This is a genomic window from Bradyrhizobium sp. 61 (assembly GCF_023073075.1).
Lineage (GTDB): Bacteria > Pseudomonadota > Alphaproteobacteria > Rhizobiales > Xanthobacteraceae > Bradyrhizobium > Bradyrhizobium barranii.
In genome coordinates, this window is the sequence record NZ_JADPIU010000006.1 from 84,586 (window position 1) to 98,410 (window position 13,825).

A 13,825-nucleotide genomic window follows, 5' to 3' on the forward strand; every position below is an offset into this window, starting at 1 on the left:
TCTCCCCTTGCGGGAGAGGGTGGCTCGCCGCGTAGCGGCGAGACGGGTGAGGGGTCTCCATCCGCGAGTCCAATTCTCATTGAATGCGCTGAAGCAACCCCTCATCCGGCGCCGTAGCCGATGCGAAGCATCGGCGTTCTTAGGGACGGCGGCCGAAGGCCGCCTATGCCACCTTCTCCCACAAGGGGAGAAGGAAGAAAGAGCGCAAAGAAATGGCCCCACGAGGGGCCATTTCCATGATGTGTTACGCATCAATCCCAATGGTGACGGTGACCGCGCTTGACCACGACGACCCGGTCGTGATGGTGCCAGCCGCGATGCCAGCCATGGTCGCGATGCTCGCGCATTTCGGCGCGGGCGCCGTAGCCATGATGGTAGCCGTTCTTGATCACCACCGTTTCGGCATTCGCCATCGTCGGTGCAACGATCGCGAGCGCGCCGAGAGCCGCAACCACATAACCAAGCTTCTTCATGATGTCCTCCTCCAATTCAATGCACATGAGAACGGTGCATGTGTGCGAACGTTCCGGAGGAACTGGAAGAGAATTCTGAATGGATGTTCAGACGGAGCATGATCCGGAAAAGTGTGAAGCGGTTTTCCGAACGATCATGCTCAAACGTGATGCTCAATCGCAGCGTTGCTGCGCTGGTGTCGGCGCGCCTGTCGCGACGTATTTGCCGTCCCTGATCGTGTACACACCGCGCTCGCTGCGATTGTAGATCGCGTGCAGGCTGCCGTCCTTCGCCAGCAGCAGCCCGAACTCACGTGTCTGGTGCAGCGATGGGAAGTACACCATCACATTGAGCAGGCCCTCGGCGTCGACAGTGGCGGACACCACTTCGTTCTCGTCTTTGGCCTCGCCGAAATCGCGCCGGTACATCACCCGGCCGTCCGTCCTGATCTCGTAAGTCAACAGCGAGCCCTTGTCGCGGTCGGGCCGAGCCGCGCAATCGACCGCCCATGAGCCGAGCAGGCCCCATTGCTCGACCATCGCCGCAAGCGTCTCGGCGCGGGCCGCGGGCGCGAACGCAATCCACAGCACCGCCGCCGCGATCCAGCAGCCTAGACAACGCGTCATGTCCTGAAAAACCCCGCCTCGAACAAGTCCAAGTGTAGCATCCCGCGCGCGATCGTCCACGCGAGCTGGCAATCGCGCGCGAATTTGATCCGCGTCAATGAGGCCGGTCGTATCAAGGGTAGGATGGCGCTCCCGAAGGCGAAGTTGGTGAGAGCGATGCTGAATCAAGTCGTGGATTTCGCGGGCGAGGTACTGCCGGGGAGCTGTGCCGTGCCGCCTTATTCCGAGACCGCGTTCCTGGCCGAGCTGGGCGAGCGCTTGAGGTCCTCGCGTGCTCGGTGCGAGCTGTCGCGCCGGGAGCTGGCACGCCGCTCCGGGATTTCCGAGCGCTACATCGCCCAGATCGAGGCCGGCAAGGGCAACGTCTCGATCGTCCTGCTGCTGCGGCTGGCCTCCGCGATCCACGGCAGCCAGCCTCAGGTGGCTTGAAGCGGGTCTTAGGCCCGCTTCTCCACGTTGGCGCTGCGGGCCGGCACGCCGAACTCCTTGCGGCACACCTCGGCGAGCACGGCGACGCCCTCGCGGATCTGCTGATGCGAGGGGCTCGCAAAGCACAGCCTGAGCCGCGAGCTGGAATGGGGCTTGTTGGTCGACCATTCCGGCCCCGGATTGATCGACACGCCGGCGGCGAGCGCGGCCTGATAGAGCTTTAGCGTATCGACCTGGTCGGGCAGCTTCACCCACAGGAAGATGCCGCCCTTGGGCTCCTCGAACTCGGCCGCCGTCCCGAACTGCTCGTTCAGCGCCTCCATCAGCGTATCGAGCTTGGTGCGCAGTGCCTTGGTCAGTGCCGGCACGTGGGTCGAGAAATGCGGCGTGCAATAGGCGGCCAGCACCATCTGCTCCAGCGCGCCGGAGCCTGCATCCGTCTTCAGCGCCAGCATCCGCGACATCACATCCCAGGGCGCGACGATGAAGCCGACGCGCAGCGCCGGTGCGATCGATTTCGAGAACGAGCCGATATGGATCACGCCGCCGTTCGGGCTCATCGCGTGGATCGCCGGCGGTCGCTGCCCCGACCAGACGAGGTCGGCATAGCAATCGTCCTCGAAGATGGGTACGCCATATTCGGCCGCGAGCCGCACCAGTTCAGCGCGGCGACTTTCCGGCATGATGCTGCCGGTCGGATTCTGCACGGTCGGGATGGTGTAGATGTATTTCGGCCGGATGCCGCGGCTCTTCAAATCGGCCAGCGTCGAGGCCAGCACATCCATGCGCATGCCGTCCTTATCGAGGGGGATACCGACGACGTTGACCCCGAGCCGTGCCAGACGGGTCAATGAGCCCTGATAGCTGTCCTGCTCGAAGATCACGGTATCGCCGCGTGTCAGCAGCGTTGCGTTGACGAGGTCGAGTGCCTGGAGCGAGCCGGAGACGATCAGGAGGTCGTCGACCGTGCAGTTGATGCCGGCGTCGCGCTTCAGTTTTGTCACCAGGAATTCGCGCAGGGGCAGGTAGCCCTGCGGGCCATGCGCCAGGCCGTAAGTGGCAAGCGAGCGGCCTTCCTTTTGCAGGGCGGAATTGGTCGCCTCGATCAGCCCGTCGAGCGGCAACTGCTCGGAATCGTTGTTGCCGCCGACGAAACTGTACTTGGCGAGGCCCGTCCAGCGCGCAGAAGGGGCCGGCAGCCCTGCGGGAAACAGGGGCGCGAAATCGAAGCTGGACGTCATGGGAGCGTTCCTCGTTTTGTTCTTGTTGAGCGGCCGGCCTTGCGCCGGTGTGCCTTACTTCTTGCCGGCCGTCCTCGTCGGACGGCCTCTACTTCTTTGTGGCCGTCCGGGTCGGACGGCCCTGGCTGATGAAAGCGTAATGCGCGTTGGCGACGCCGCCAACCATCAAGGCCTCGACCACGGGCTCGGCGATCTCGCCTGTTGCGGCCCAGTCGACGAGGAAGTTGGCCCCCGTCCCGCCGCGCACGTCGTCGGTCGGAATGAAGATCGAGACGGTGGCCAGAGGCTTCAGCGCCACCTGACCCTTGAGGTAGGTCTCGACCTGCTTGCCTGCGGTGTCGAAATAGGCGATGCGTTTGACGACCAGCGGCTGGGTCTCGGAGGCGTTGTGAACGCTCAGCGTCACCGAGAAGTCGACACGTAGTTTGCCTTGGCTCATCGCAACGCTGGAATAGGCGGGCACATAGAACCCGCCGGACACGGCGAGCTCCTCCTTCGGCAGTGTGGTGAGCGAATCGGCAAAGTTTTGTTCGATATTGACCTTGGATTGCGCGGCTGCGGGCACGGCAGAGGCGAGGGGACATAGCAGCATTGCTGCGAAAAGCCCTGCTCGCATGTGACGAATTGCTCGCTTGCCGCGCCGCAACCTGGCCCTAGGGTGCGGCAAAACGGACCAATTTAGTATGCACGAACTCATTCGCGACATCACCCTCTGTATTCTGTTTGCCTGGATGCTGGGCCTGCTCGCCCATTTCTCCCGGCAGCCGCTGATCCTGGCCTACCTTATCGCCGGCTTCTGCATAGGTCCATTCGGTGCCGGCTGGGTCAAATCGCAGGAATCGATCAGCGTCATTTCCGAGCTCGGCCTGATCTTCATGCTGTTCATGATCGGGCTCGAGATCGACCTGAAGAAGATCGTGCGGGCGGGAAAGGTGATCCTGTTCGCGGCGGGCGGCCAGCTCATCGGCGGCTGCCTGCTCGGGGTGCTGTTCTTCGTCGGCATCGGCTTGTCGCTCGGCGGTGGGCATTTCGATGCGGTCTATCTCTGCGTCGCCTGCGCACTGTCGAGCACCGTGATCATCGTCAAGGTGCTCTACGAGAAGCGCGAGCTCGACACGCTGCCCGGCCGCATCACGCTCGGCGTCCTGGTGCTCCAGGACATCTTCGCCATCCTGTTCCTGGCGGTGCAGCCGAGCCTCGCCAATCTCGAGGTCAGCGTCATCCTGCTGTCGATCGGCCGTGTCGCGGTGCTGGTCGCCGCCGCACTGCTGGTCAGCCGCTACGTGCTGCCGCGCCTATTCCATCAGATTGCCCGCCGCCCCGAGCTGATCCTGCTTGGCGCGCTCGCCTGGTGCTTCCTCGTCGCCGAGACCGCGGAGCGGCTCTCGCTCTCGCGCGAGATGGGTGCCCTGATCGCCGGCGTTTCGCTGTCGACCTTCCCTTACGCCCTCGACGTCACCGCCAAGGTCACCACGCTCCGCGACTTCTTCATCACGCTGTTCTTTGTCGCGCTCGGCATGACCATTCCCGTGCCGGGCCTCTCCGTGATCGGGCTTGCCTTGATGATCGCGGCGTTCACGGTGGTGAGCCGCCTCGTCACCACCTTCGCCCCGCTCTACCTGATGAAGCAGGGCCTGCGCGCCAGCCTGCTGCCGGCCCTTAACCTCGCGCAGATCTCCGAGTTCTCGCTGGTGGTGATCCAGACCGGCGTCGCCGACCATCACATCGCGGCCGAAACGGCGAACGCGGCCTCCTTTGCCTTCGTGGTGCTGGCGGTGCTCTCGACCTTCGTGATGACCCGCAGCGACGAGATCACCCGCTGGGCGATCGGCCCCCTAAAGCGGATCGGCCTGCGCGACCTCGACCATGGCAACGGCCATGCCGAGGAGGGGCACGAGGGCGGCCATGGCGAGGCCCGCCGCATCGTCATCCTCGGCTTTTTCCGTGCGGCGAGCGCGCTGCTGGCCGAGATCGAACGGCAGGCGCCGGTTTTGCTCGAGCAGATCACCGTGATCGACTTCAATCCCAATGTGTACCAGACGCTGCTGTCGCGTGGCCTGCACGTGATCTATGGCGACATCAGCAGCGCCGACACGCTGCTCCATGCCGGCGTCGGCAAGTCCGAGATGATCATCCTCAGCGTGCCGGACGCCCTTCTCAAGGGCGCGAGCAACGAGAAGCTGGTCCGCCACGTCCGCACCCTCAATCCGACCGCCATGATCGTGGCCACGGCCGATCTCCTGTCGGATGTGGGCGAGCTCTACGCGGCCGGCGCCAGCTACGTCACCGTGACCCGGCTCAGCGACGCTCATGAGCTGTTTACCGTGATCGAAGCCGCCCAGGCGGGGCTGCTGCCCGACAAGCGGGCCGAACTCGATGTCCGGCTCGGCGAGCGGCGCGAAGTGCTGCCCTGAAGGCGGCGCGGCCGCTTTCCGTCCGGGCCGCGTGCGCCTATATCCCTGGTATCTTCGGTGCAAGCCTCAGACCCGCGGGCCGGCCCGCCATCAGGCATATGCGGTTGCGTCCAGGACACTAGCGCTTGGGGCCAAGTCCGGCTAAGGCGTCCGGCTAAGCCTCCCGGCCATAACCGATAGAGATTGGGAAATGCCCGATAACGTTCAGGAAGTCTTGCAGGCCTTTGCCCGGGGTGAGCTCGTGGTCGTCACCGACGACGAGGACCGCGAGGGCGAGGGCGATCTGATCGTCGCCGCCTCGCTCTGCACCGCCGAGAAGATGGCGTTCATCATCCGCCATACCTCCGGCATCGTCTGCGCGCCCGTGACCACCGAGGACGCGCGCCGCCTCCGGCTCGATCCGATGGTGGCCCACAACGATTCCGCGCACACCACCGCATTCACGGTCTCGATCGACTACAAGCCCGACGGCGGCACCGGCATCTCGGCCGAAGAGCGCGCCTCGTGCTGCCGCGCGCTGTCCAATCCCAATGTCGGCGCCAACGATTTTGCCCGCCCGGGCCACATCTTCCCGCTGATCGCCAAGGACGGCGGCGTGCTGCTGCGCTCCGGCCATACCGAGGCTGCGGTGGACCTCTGCAAGCTCTCCGGCCTGCCGCCGGTCGGTGTCATCAGCGAGCTGATGAACGACGACGGCAGCGTGATGAAGGGCGAGCAGGTTGCGCAGTTCGCCGCCAGGCACAAGCTCAAGCATGTCACCATCGCCGACATGATCGCCTATCGCCAGGTGCGCGAGAAGCTGATCGAGCGGGTCTCGACCTTCGTCACCGACAGCCCGATCGGGCCGCTCCAGGGCTATGCCTACCGCTCGCCGTTCGATTCCATCGCCCACGTCGCGTTCGTCTATAACGGCGTCGGCGACGGCAAGAACGTGCTGACGCGCTTCCACAAGCCCAACATCGTCAAGGACATCTTCACCGGCCACAAGCGCATGGCGGCAGTGCTCGAGCACTTCAAGAAGTCCGGCCGGGGCGTCTTGGTTTACCTGCGTGACGGCGCCGCCGGTGTCCCCGTTGCCCCGCTGCCCGATGAGAGCGCGAGCGAGGCGGACCGCAACCGCCAGTGGCGCGAGGTCGGTGTCGGCGCGCAGATCCTGCGCGACCTCGGCGTCACCTCGATCCGCCACCTCACCTCGTCGGTGCACGACTACAAGGGCCTGTCAGGCTTCGGTATCGAGATCGTCGCCAACGAGCAGCTTGAAAGCTAGCGCTGTCATTCCGGGGGCGCGCGCTGCGCATCCCCGGGGTTCACGCAGAGCCATCCATCTGCAACGCAATTGCACTTGTTGCCGCGGCGCTTTACTTTGTCGGGCAAATTTTGACGGAACCAGACGAAAGGACGTTTCATGAGCGTGCGCCCTCAGACCAAGGACAAGCCGGCTGCGGCTTCTTTCCAATGGGACGATCCGTTCCTGCTCGACGAGCAGCTCACCGAAGACGAGCGCATGGTGCGCGACACCGCGCGCGCCTATGCCCAGGACAAGCTGCTGCCGCGCGTCACCAAAGCCTATCTCGAGGAGAAGACCGACCGCGAGATCTTCAACGAGATGGGCGAGCTCGGCCTGATCGGCATTACGCTGCCTGAGGAATATGGCTGTGCCAATGCGAGCTACGTCGCCTACGGCCTCGTCGCGCGCGAGATCGAGCGGGTCGATTCCGGCTATCGCTCGATGAACTCGGTGCAGTCCTCGCTGGTGATGTACCCGATCTACGCCTATGGCGACGAGAACCAGCGAAAGAAGTACCTGCCGAAGCTCGCCAGCGGCGAGTGGGTCGGCTGCTTCGGTCTCACCGAGCCCGACGCCGGCTCCGATCCGGCCGGCATGAAGACCCGCGCCGAGAAGGTCTCGGATGGCTATCGCCTGACCGGCAGCAAGATGTGGATATCGAACGCGCCGATCGCCGACGTGTTCGTGGTCTGGGCCAAGTCGGCCGAGCACGACAACCAGATCCGCGGCTTCGTGCTGGAAAAGGGCATGAAGGGCCTCTCCGCGCCGAAGATCGGCGGCAAGCTGTCCCTGCGCGCCTCGATCACCGGTGAGGTCGTGATGGACGGCGTCGTGGTTCCCGAGGACGCGCTGCTGCCCAACGTGTCCGGCCTCAAGGGCCCGTTCGGCTGCCTCAACCGCGCCCGCTACGGCATTTCCTGGGGCGCGCTCGGCGCCGCCGAGGACTGCATGCACCGCGCCCGCCAGTACACGCTCGACCGCAAGCAGTTCGGCAAGCCGCTCGCCGCGACCCAGCTGGTGCAGAAGAAGCTCGCCGACATGGAGACCGAGATTGCGCTCGGCCTCCAGGGTAGCTTGCGCGTCGGCCGCCTGATGGACGAGGGCAAGTTCGCGCCCGAGATGATCTCGATCATGAAGCGCAACAATTGCGGCAAGGCCCTCGACATCGCCCGCGTCGCCCGCGACATGCATGGCGGCAACGGCATCTCGGCCGAGTACCACGTGATGCGCCACGTCCATAACCTCGAGACGGTCAACACCTACGAGGGCACCCATGACGTCCACGCCCTGATCCTGGGCCGCGCGATCACGGGCATCCAGGCGTTTTTCTAGTCGCAGCGTTCTTCGGCCGTGGCTAGTTTGCTCCGCTGTCATCGCCCGCGAAGGCGGGCGATCCAGTATCCCAGAGACCTCGCCTTCGCCTCAGGCGCCGCGGCGTACTGGATACCCCGCTTTCGCGGGGTATGACGGCGAGGGTTGGGGCTGCAGTGCACAGGAAGTCCCATGTCCGACAACGACGACATCCCGTTCAACCGCAACTTTCCGCTCAAAGCCGGTGTCGTCGAGGAAGTCCGTCCCGGCGTGCGGCGCGTGCTCTGTAACAATCCGAGCCCGTTCACCTTCACCGGCACGGTCAGCTACATCGTAGGCCAAGGCAACGTCGCGCTCATCGATCCCGGTCCGGACGACGAGGCGCATGCGGCGGCGCTGCTCGATGCCGTCAGGGGCGAGACGGTGAGCCATATCTTCGTCACCCACACCCATCGCGACCATTCGCCGAACACCGCGCGGATCAAGCAGGCGACCGGTGCGCCTGTCTATGCCGAGGGCCCGCACCGCGCCTCGCGCCCGCGCTTCGAGAGCGAGAAGCACAATCCGGAGTCCGGCGCCGATCGCGATTTCGCGCCCGATATCAGGATCGCCCATGGCGATGTCGTCGAGGGTGCCGGCTGGCGTCTGGAGGCCGTGGCGACGCCCGGCCACACCGCCAATCATCTCGCCTTCGCCTGGCCCGAACGGAAATTCAACTTCGTCGGCGATCACGTGATGGGCTGGTCGACCTCGATCGTGGCGCCGCCCGACGGCTCGATGATCGACTACATGGAGTCGCTCGACCGCCTCGCCGCGCGCGAGGAGGATCTGTATTTCTCCGGCCACGGCCCCGAGATCCCGGACGGCCAGCGCTTCGTGCGCTTCCTGATCCGCCACCGCAAGGCGCGCGAGGCATCGATCCTGCACCGCCTGGCGAAGGGCGAGGCCGATATCCCGACCATGGTGCGCGCGATCTATATCGGCATCGATCCCAGGCTGACGACGGCCGCCGGCTATTCGGTCCTGGCGCATCTGGAAGATCTGGTCGCGCGCGGCGTGGTGACGACGGATGGCGATCCCGTGATTGGTGGGACGTATCGAATGGCTTAGGGGCGAATGGCGAATAGGGAGCAGCGAATAGGTGCTTTCCACTCGCTATTTGCTACTCCCCATTCGCCGATCTCACTTCTTCACCGTCTTCGCCGGTGCCTTCGGCGGCGCGACCGGCGTCTTCTTCACCGGTTTCAGTGCGTCGGCGTCGGCGGCGGTGTTGAGATCGTCGATGAATTTTTTGACGCGCGCGGCGTTGCTGCCGAGATCACTGTCGAAATAGCGCGACGCCGAGCGGATATCGACGCGGGAATCGTCACCATCGGGCACGACCCGGATCGAGATGTCCTCGCGGAACCCCATGATCGGCGTCCGTGCCACCGCCTCGATGCGGCCGATACGGCGCGGCGGTTGCGGCTCGCGCTCGTCGATGACGAGCCATTTGCGCTTGATGACGAGCTGGCGCGCGATCGCATAGGCCCGATCGACCGGGATCTCCAGCTCGATCGGCTCGATGTCCGGGTAGAACTGGCGCTGCTGCTCGGCCGAATAGAGGCCGGCATAGACCGCGGTGTTGGTGCCATCGCCGGTGCGCAGATGCGCGAGCGCGTCGAAGCGCGGCGGGTCGATCGGGTTGGTGGTGATGTCGTAGATCGGCGGCAGCTTGCGGTATTGCAGGGCGAGATAAGCGGGATAAGCGAGGATCGCGCCGTTGATGAGGAAGGCGAGCAGGATGCGCCCCATGCCGCGCGAGCCGTTCTGCCAGATCGCGGCAAAGCCCGCGAGCCCAAACAGGATCGAGAGGCCGGCGATCGCGAGCCCGCCGAAGAACGTCATCAGCGCCGGCCTCATCTCCAGGAAGTCGAAGCGGACGATGATGATCGAGACCACCACCGCCACCACCGCGAACACGGCCAGATTACGCGCCCAGCTCGCGAGGCTGGACACGGGCTCCGACTGATAGGGAGCGGAAAACCTGCGGGCCATCGGGTGAAGCTCTGCCGGGGTTTTGGGCGATGTCGGCCGATTTGGCGCGACGATGGGCCGTTGAGACCACGGCCCGGGGGCAAATTCAAGGGTTCCGCATGCGCCCCGACCGTCATGCCCGGGCATAGCCGTCCGAAGGACGGCGTCGCTTTCGCTCGCCTATGCCCGGGCATCCACGTTCTCCGTGCCGCGGGGCAAGGCGTGGATGGCCGGGACAAGCCCGGCCATGACGTTGTGGAGGCTTCAATGCGTCGAGCGCTCACGCCCTCCAGGGGAGGCGGTACCGAGGGTTAAGCCGCCGCGTTCGGGAAACGGTAGTCCTTGAACTGGTCGCGTAGTGCGGTCTTCAGGATCTTGCCGGTCGCGGTGTGCGGAATGCCTTCGACGAAGGCGACGTCGTCAGGCATCCACCATTTGGCGATCTTGCCGTCCATGAACTTCAGGATGTCCTCGCGGCTGGCCTGCTGGCCCTGCTTGAGCTGCACGATCAGCAGCGGCCGCTCGTCCCATTTGGGATGATAGATGCCGATGACGGCGGCCTCCGCCACGGCGGGATGGCCGACCGCGAGGTTTTCGAGGTCGATCGAGGAGATCCACTCGCCGCCGGACTTGATCACGTCCTTGGAGCGGTCGGTGATCCGCATGTAGCCGGCCTCGTCGATGGTCGCGACGTCACCGGTGTCGAAGAAGCCCTCCTCGTCGAGGATGTTGCTGTCGACGCGGTAATAGGCCTTGGCGACGGCGGGGCCGGAGACCTTGAGACGGCCGAAGGTCTTGCCGTCCCAGGGCAGCTCCTTGCCGGCATCGTCGGTGATCTTCATCTCCACCGCAAAGGGCGCATAGCCCTGCATCTGCAGCACGTCGAGTCGCGCCTCACCAGTCGCATTCTGGAACGGCGGCTTCAGCGCCGCGACGCTGCCGATCGGGCTCATCTCGGTCATGCCCCAGGCGTGGCGCACGTTCGAGCCCATGTCGAGGAAGGCCTTGATCATCGAGCGCGGCATCGCCGAGCCGCCGCAGATCACCATCTTCAGAGCCGGCAGCTTCAGATTGTTGGCGGCCATGTGCTGCAGCAGCATCAGCCACACCGTGGGCACGCCCGCCGTGTGCGTCACCTTCTCGGTCGAGAGCAGCTCGTAGACGGAGGCGCCGTCGAGCTTGGCGCCGGGCATGACCAGCTTGGTGCCTTGCGAGGGGGCCGAGAAGGCGATGCCCCAGCTATTGGCATGGAACAGCGGCACCACCGGCAGCATTGTCTCGGACGCGCTGGTGCCGAGCGCATCGACATTGTTCGCCATCAGCGCGTGCAGCACGTTGGAGCGATGCGAATACAGAACCCCCTTCGGATCGCCCGTGGTGCCGGAAGTGTAGCACATCGCGGCGGCCGTGTTCTCGTCAAAGTCCTTCCATTCGAATTTGCCGTCGGCCTCCGCGATCCAGTCCTCGTAGGCGACCACGTTCTTCAGCGTCGTCTGCGGCATGTGCGCCTTGTCGGTGAGCACGACGTAGCGTTCCACGCTTGGCAGCTTGTCGGCGATCTTCTCCAGGACCGGAACGAAGGTGAGGTCGGTCATCACGATGCGGTCCTGCGCATGGTTGATGATCCAGGCGATCTGCTCGGGGAAAAGGCGGGGATTGACGGTATGGCAGATGGCGCCGATCCCCATGATGCCGTACCAGACCTCGAGATGGCGCCAGGTGTTCCAGGCGATCGTTGCGACACGGTCGCCGAGCTTGATGCCGTCTCGCTCCAGCACCTGCGAGACCTTGAGCGCCCGCTTGTGGATTTCGCCGTAGGTGGTGCGATGGATCGGTCCCTCGACCGATCGCGTAACGACCTCCTGCTTGCCATGAATCTTGGCGGCGTGTTCGATGATCCGGTGGCAGAGCAGGGGCCAATCTTGCATCAAACCAAGCATTCAGACATTCCTCCGAGGTGGGCTGGACTTTTTATAGCTCTCAGCGCTGGGCCAAAGAATTGTCATGAGTTTTAGCCTGCCGGACTTTCGCCGCAAATGGTCTTGTCGCGGCTATATGTCCGCAGGCGCGGCAATGGTTACCGCTGCGCTCGGGCTGTCGCTTGTGCTGGCGGAGCGGGCAGAAGCGCGAAAATATGCTACGCCGCTGGATATCTTCGGTCTTGGTACACCACGGCCGCGTGCGAAGGTGCACTCCGCCAGGATACCGTTACCAAAGCCCCGCCCGGAGGAGGCCCCCCAAGCAACGGACGAGGCCGCGCCGGAGGCAGCGGAGAAGCCTTCCGCAGACAAGCCCGGTGCCGGCAAGCCCGCCGAGGCCGCGCCGCCGCCCGAGAAGCAGCTCTCGGCCTGCCGGCTGGCGCTGACCGAAGAGATCGCAGTCGCGCCGTCCATTCCCGATATCCGCGGCCCCGGCGCCTGTGGCGGCGAGGATCTGGTGCGGCTGGAGGCGATCGTGCTGCCGGACAAGCGCAAGGTGGCGGTCAAGCCGGCGGCGATCCTCCGCTGCACCATGGCCTCCGCGATCGCCGATTGGGTGCGCAAGGACATGGTGCCGCTGGCGGCGAGCCTCGGCTCGACCATCAGCGACCTCGACAATTTCGACAGCTTCGAATGCCGAGGCCGTAACCGCATCGCCGGCGCGATGCTGTCCGAGCACGGCAAGGCCAACGCGCTCGACGTCCGCGCCATCAAGCTCGCCAACGGGCGGTCGATCGGCCTGACCGACCGCGGCATGCCGCGCGATGTGCGCGAGCGCGTGCTGCATTCAGTCTGCGCGCGCTTTTCCACCGTGCTCGGTCCGGGCTCGGACTGGTATCACGAGGACCACATCCATCTCGACCTGGCGCAGCGGCGCAACGACTACCGGATTTGTCAGTGGAACGTCTGGGATCCCCTGCCGCAGGTCGCCCCGTTGCTGCCGGCGGGACGGCCCGAGGAGGCGCCGCCGCGCGAGGTCGCGGCCAGGCCTGAGGCCAAGGATGGAGCCAAGGATGGAGCTGATGACGAGGCGGCGCAGAAATCCCCTGCGCCCGCGGACAAGTCGGCCGCCGATGGCACCAAAGCCGAGCCGCACAAGCCGGCAACAAAAAAGCGCCGGTAAAACCGGCGCTTTTGAATGTCCGAGAGCGGGAAGCGATCAGTAGCTGCCCGCCTGGCCCGTCTGGCTGCCGCCGAGCGCGAGGCGCGAATTGTAGGGCGAGTCGCCATGCTTCGGCTCGAGCACCACGACAATGGTGCCGACCTTGACGCGGCCATAGAGGTCGATCGCGTCCTCGTTGGTTAGGCGGATGCAGCCCGACGAGATCGAGGCGCCGATATATTCCGGCTGGTTGGTGCCGTGAATGCGGAACAGCGTGTCCTTGCCGCCGGAGTAGAGATACATCGCGCGGGAGCCCATCGGATTGTCCGGACCCGGTGCAACGTAGGTCGGCACGCCCAGTCGCGAAATCTCGCCCGGGGTCGGATGCCAGGCCGGCCACTCGGTCATGCTGCCAACCTTGGCAATGCCCGACCAGGCCATGGCTTCTTCGCCGACGGTGATGCCGTAGCGGATCGCCTTGCCGCCATCCATGACCCAGTAGAGGTAATGGTTGTCGGAATCGACCACGATCGAGCCCGGCGATTCCTTGCGGTGGTAATCGACGATGGCGCGGCGGAACGGCTCGGCGACGGGGGTGTTCTCGTACCGGACCTTGGCGAGGAGTTCCTTGTCCTTCGGCTTGAAGGCCTTGGTGTCGGTCGCTTCAAAATGTGTGGCCTGCATGCAGCCCGACAGCATCAGGCCAGCGGCCAAAATACCCAGCATAACTTTCAGCGACGACATGATTTGGTTCCAATCGACAATAACAAGCTTTCGCGGGGCTTGAGACGCGCCCAAACCACGACTCCGTTGGGCCCTATTATCGTTGAAATCTGCCACAATTCCAGCGTTTCGGACCTTTTCCCGCGCTGCAAGAGCCGAGCTGTGGCTTTTTTGCCGCAAGTTTTGCGCTCCTGCGCTGATTTTTGGGCAAAGCACGCCCGACTGTCGATTCCGTGCCACGGT

General features: G+C 64.7%; 13 protein-coding genes. 6 read left to right on the plus strand and 7 right to left on the minus strand.

The genetic code is table 11. The features are described from left to right. Positions 1–251: 251 nt before the first annotated feature. Positions 252–473, minus strand: coding sequence for a hypothetical protein (locus tag IVB46_RS02180; protein WP_071917652.1), 222 nt, complete (start codon positions 471–473; stop codon positions 252–254). Positions 474–626: 153 nt separating this feature from the next. Continuing rightward, entirely contained in the window at positions 627–1,079 is a 453-nt protein-coding gene (locus IVB46_RS02185) for a hypothetical protein (protein WP_247314149.1), read from the minus strand. Positions 1,080–1,235: 156 nt separating this feature from the next. Between IVB46_RS02185 and IVB46_RS02190 the strand changes: the two genes are divergently transcribed. Then, positions 1,236–1,508, plus strand: a complete 273-nt coding sequence (locus IVB46_RS02190) for a helix-turn-helix domain-containing protein (protein ID WP_014497240.1) — start codon at positions 1,236–1,238, stop codon at positions 1,506–1,508. Between the two features lie 8 nt (positions 1,509–1,516). Here the strand turns inward: IVB46_RS02190 and IVB46_RS02195 are convergent, their stop codons facing one another. Both IVB46_RS02195 and IVB46_RS02200 read right to left on the minus strand, forming a co-directional pair. Further along, entirely contained in the window at positions 1,517–2,749 is a 1,233-nt protein-coding gene (locus IVB46_RS02195; protein ID WP_247314146.1) for a PLP-dependent aminotransferase family protein, read from the minus strand. Positions 2,750–2,837: 88 nt separating this feature from the next. Next, complete coding sequence (locus tag IVB46_RS02200) at positions 2,838–3,365, minus strand: DUF3124 domain-containing protein (RefSeq protein WP_346016105.1); 528 nt, start codon at positions 3,363–3,365, stop codon at positions 2,838–2,840. A 67-nt stretch (positions 3,366–3,432) separates the two neighbouring features. Between IVB46_RS02200 and IVB46_RS02205 the strand changes: the two genes are divergently transcribed. The 4 genes from IVB46_RS02205 (at position 3,433) to IVB46_RS02220 (ending at position 8,872) form a co-directional block, all read left to right on the plus strand. Next, complete coding sequence (locus tag IVB46_RS02205) at positions 3,433–5,163, plus strand: cation:proton antiporter (RefSeq protein ID WP_247314142.1); 1,731 nt, start codon at positions 3,433–3,435, stop codon at positions 5,161–5,163. 190 nt (positions 5,164–5,353) lie between these two features. Then, a complete protein-coding gene (gene ribB, locus IVB46_RS02210; protein ID WP_063984938.1) occupies positions 5,354–6,430 on the plus strand; it encodes a 3,4-dihydroxy-2-butanone-4-phosphate synthase in 1,077 nt (358 codons plus the stop codon). A gap of 138 nt (positions 6,431–6,568) precedes the next feature. Next, on the plus strand, positions 6,569–7,783 hold the full coding sequence (locus IVB46_RS02215; protein ID WP_028148218.1) for an acyl-CoA dehydrogenase: 1,215 nt from the start codon (positions 6,569–6,571) through the stop codon (positions 7,781–7,783). Between the two features lie 171 nt (positions 7,784–7,954). Next, complete coding sequence (locus IVB46_RS02220; protein ID WP_247314140.1) at positions 7,955–8,872, plus strand: MBL fold metallo-hydrolase; 918 nt, start codon at positions 7,955–7,957, stop codon at positions 8,870–8,872. A 72-nt stretch (positions 8,873–8,944) separates the two neighbouring features. Here the strand turns inward: IVB46_RS02220 and IVB46_RS02225 are convergent, their stop codons facing one another. After that, on the minus strand, positions 8,945–9,799 hold the full coding sequence (locus IVB46_RS02225) for a DUF1499 domain-containing protein (RefSeq protein WP_063984936.1): 855 nt from the start codon (positions 9,797–9,799) through the stop codon (positions 8,945–8,947). A 290-nt stretch (positions 9,800–10,089) separates the two neighbouring features. Then, on the minus strand, positions 10,090–11,718 hold the full coding sequence (locus IVB46_RS02230) for a fatty-acid--CoA ligase (RefSeq protein WP_166087579.1): 1,629 nt from the start codon (positions 11,716–11,718) through the stop codon (positions 10,090–10,092). Between the two features lie 64 nt (positions 11,719–11,782). Between IVB46_RS02230 and IVB46_RS02235 the strand changes: the two genes are divergently transcribed. Beyond that, positions 11,783–12,880, plus strand: coding sequence for an extensin family protein (locus IVB46_RS02235; RefSeq protein ID WP_247314138.1), 1,098 nt, complete (start codon positions 11,783–11,785; stop codon positions 12,878–12,880). 36 nt (positions 12,881–12,916) lie between these two features. Here IVB46_RS02235 and IVB46_RS02240 read toward each other — a convergent pair whose 3' ends face one another. Continuing rightward, positions 12,917–13,603 carry a L,D-transpeptidase gene (locus tag IVB46_RS02240; RefSeq protein WP_063984933.1) on the minus strand — a complete coding sequence of 229 codons (687 nt, stop codon included), beginning with the start codon at positions 13,601–13,603 and terminating at the stop codon, positions 12,917–12,919. Positions 13,604–13,825: the final 222 nt, after the last annotated feature.

Coding starts and splice junctions, on each gene's coding strand:
- IVB46_RS02190 (WP_014497240.1), top strand. CDS start 1,236: ATGCTGAATCAAGTCGTGGATTTCGCGGGCGAGGTACTGCCGGGGAGC.
- IVB46_RS02235 (WP_247314138.1), top strand. CDS start 11,783: ATGAGTTTTAGCCTGCCGGACTTTCGCCGCAAATGGTCTTGTCGCGGC.
- IVB46_RS02195 (WP_247314146.1), bottom strand. CDS start 2,749: ATGACGTCCAGCTTCGATTTCGCGCCCCTGTTTCCCGCAGGGCTGCCG.
- IVB46_RS02225 (WP_063984936.1), bottom strand. CDS start 9,799: ATGGCCCGCAGGTTTTCCGCTCCCTATCAGTCGGAGCCCGTGTCCAGC.
- IVB46_RS02220 (WP_247314140.1), top strand. CDS start 7,955: ATGTCCGACAACGACGACATCCCGTTCAACCGCAACTTTCCGCTCAAA.
- IVB46_RS02185 (WP_247314149.1), bottom strand. CDS start 1,079: ATGACGCGTTGTCTAGGCTGCTGGATCGCGGCGGCGGTGCTGTGGATT.
- IVB46_RS02215 (WP_028148218.1), top strand. CDS start 6,569: ATGAGCGTGCGCCCTCAGACCAAGGACAAGCCGGCTGCGGCTTCTTTC.
- IVB46_RS02230 (WP_166087579.1), bottom strand. CDS start 11,718: ATGCTTGGTTTGATGCAAGATTGGCCCCTGCTCTGCCACCGGATCATC.
- ribB (WP_063984938.1), top strand. CDS start 5,354: ATGCCCGATAACGTTCAGGAAGTCTTGCAGGCCTTTGCCCGGGGTGAG.
- IVB46_RS02180 (WP_071917652.1), bottom strand. CDS start 473: ATGAAGAAGCTTGGTTATGTGGTTGCGGCTCTCGGCGCGCTCGCGATC.
- IVB46_RS02240 (WP_063984933.1), bottom strand. CDS start 13,603: ATGTCGTCGCTGAAAGTTATGCTGGGTATTTTGGCCGCTGGCCTGATG.
- IVB46_RS02200 (WP_346016105.1), bottom strand. CDS start 3,365: ATGCGAGCAGGGCTTTTCGCAGCAATGCTGCTATGTCCCCTCGCCTCT.
- IVB46_RS02205 (WP_247314142.1), top strand. CDS start 3,433: ATGCACGAACTCATTCGCGACATCACCCTCTGTATTCTGTTTGCCTGG.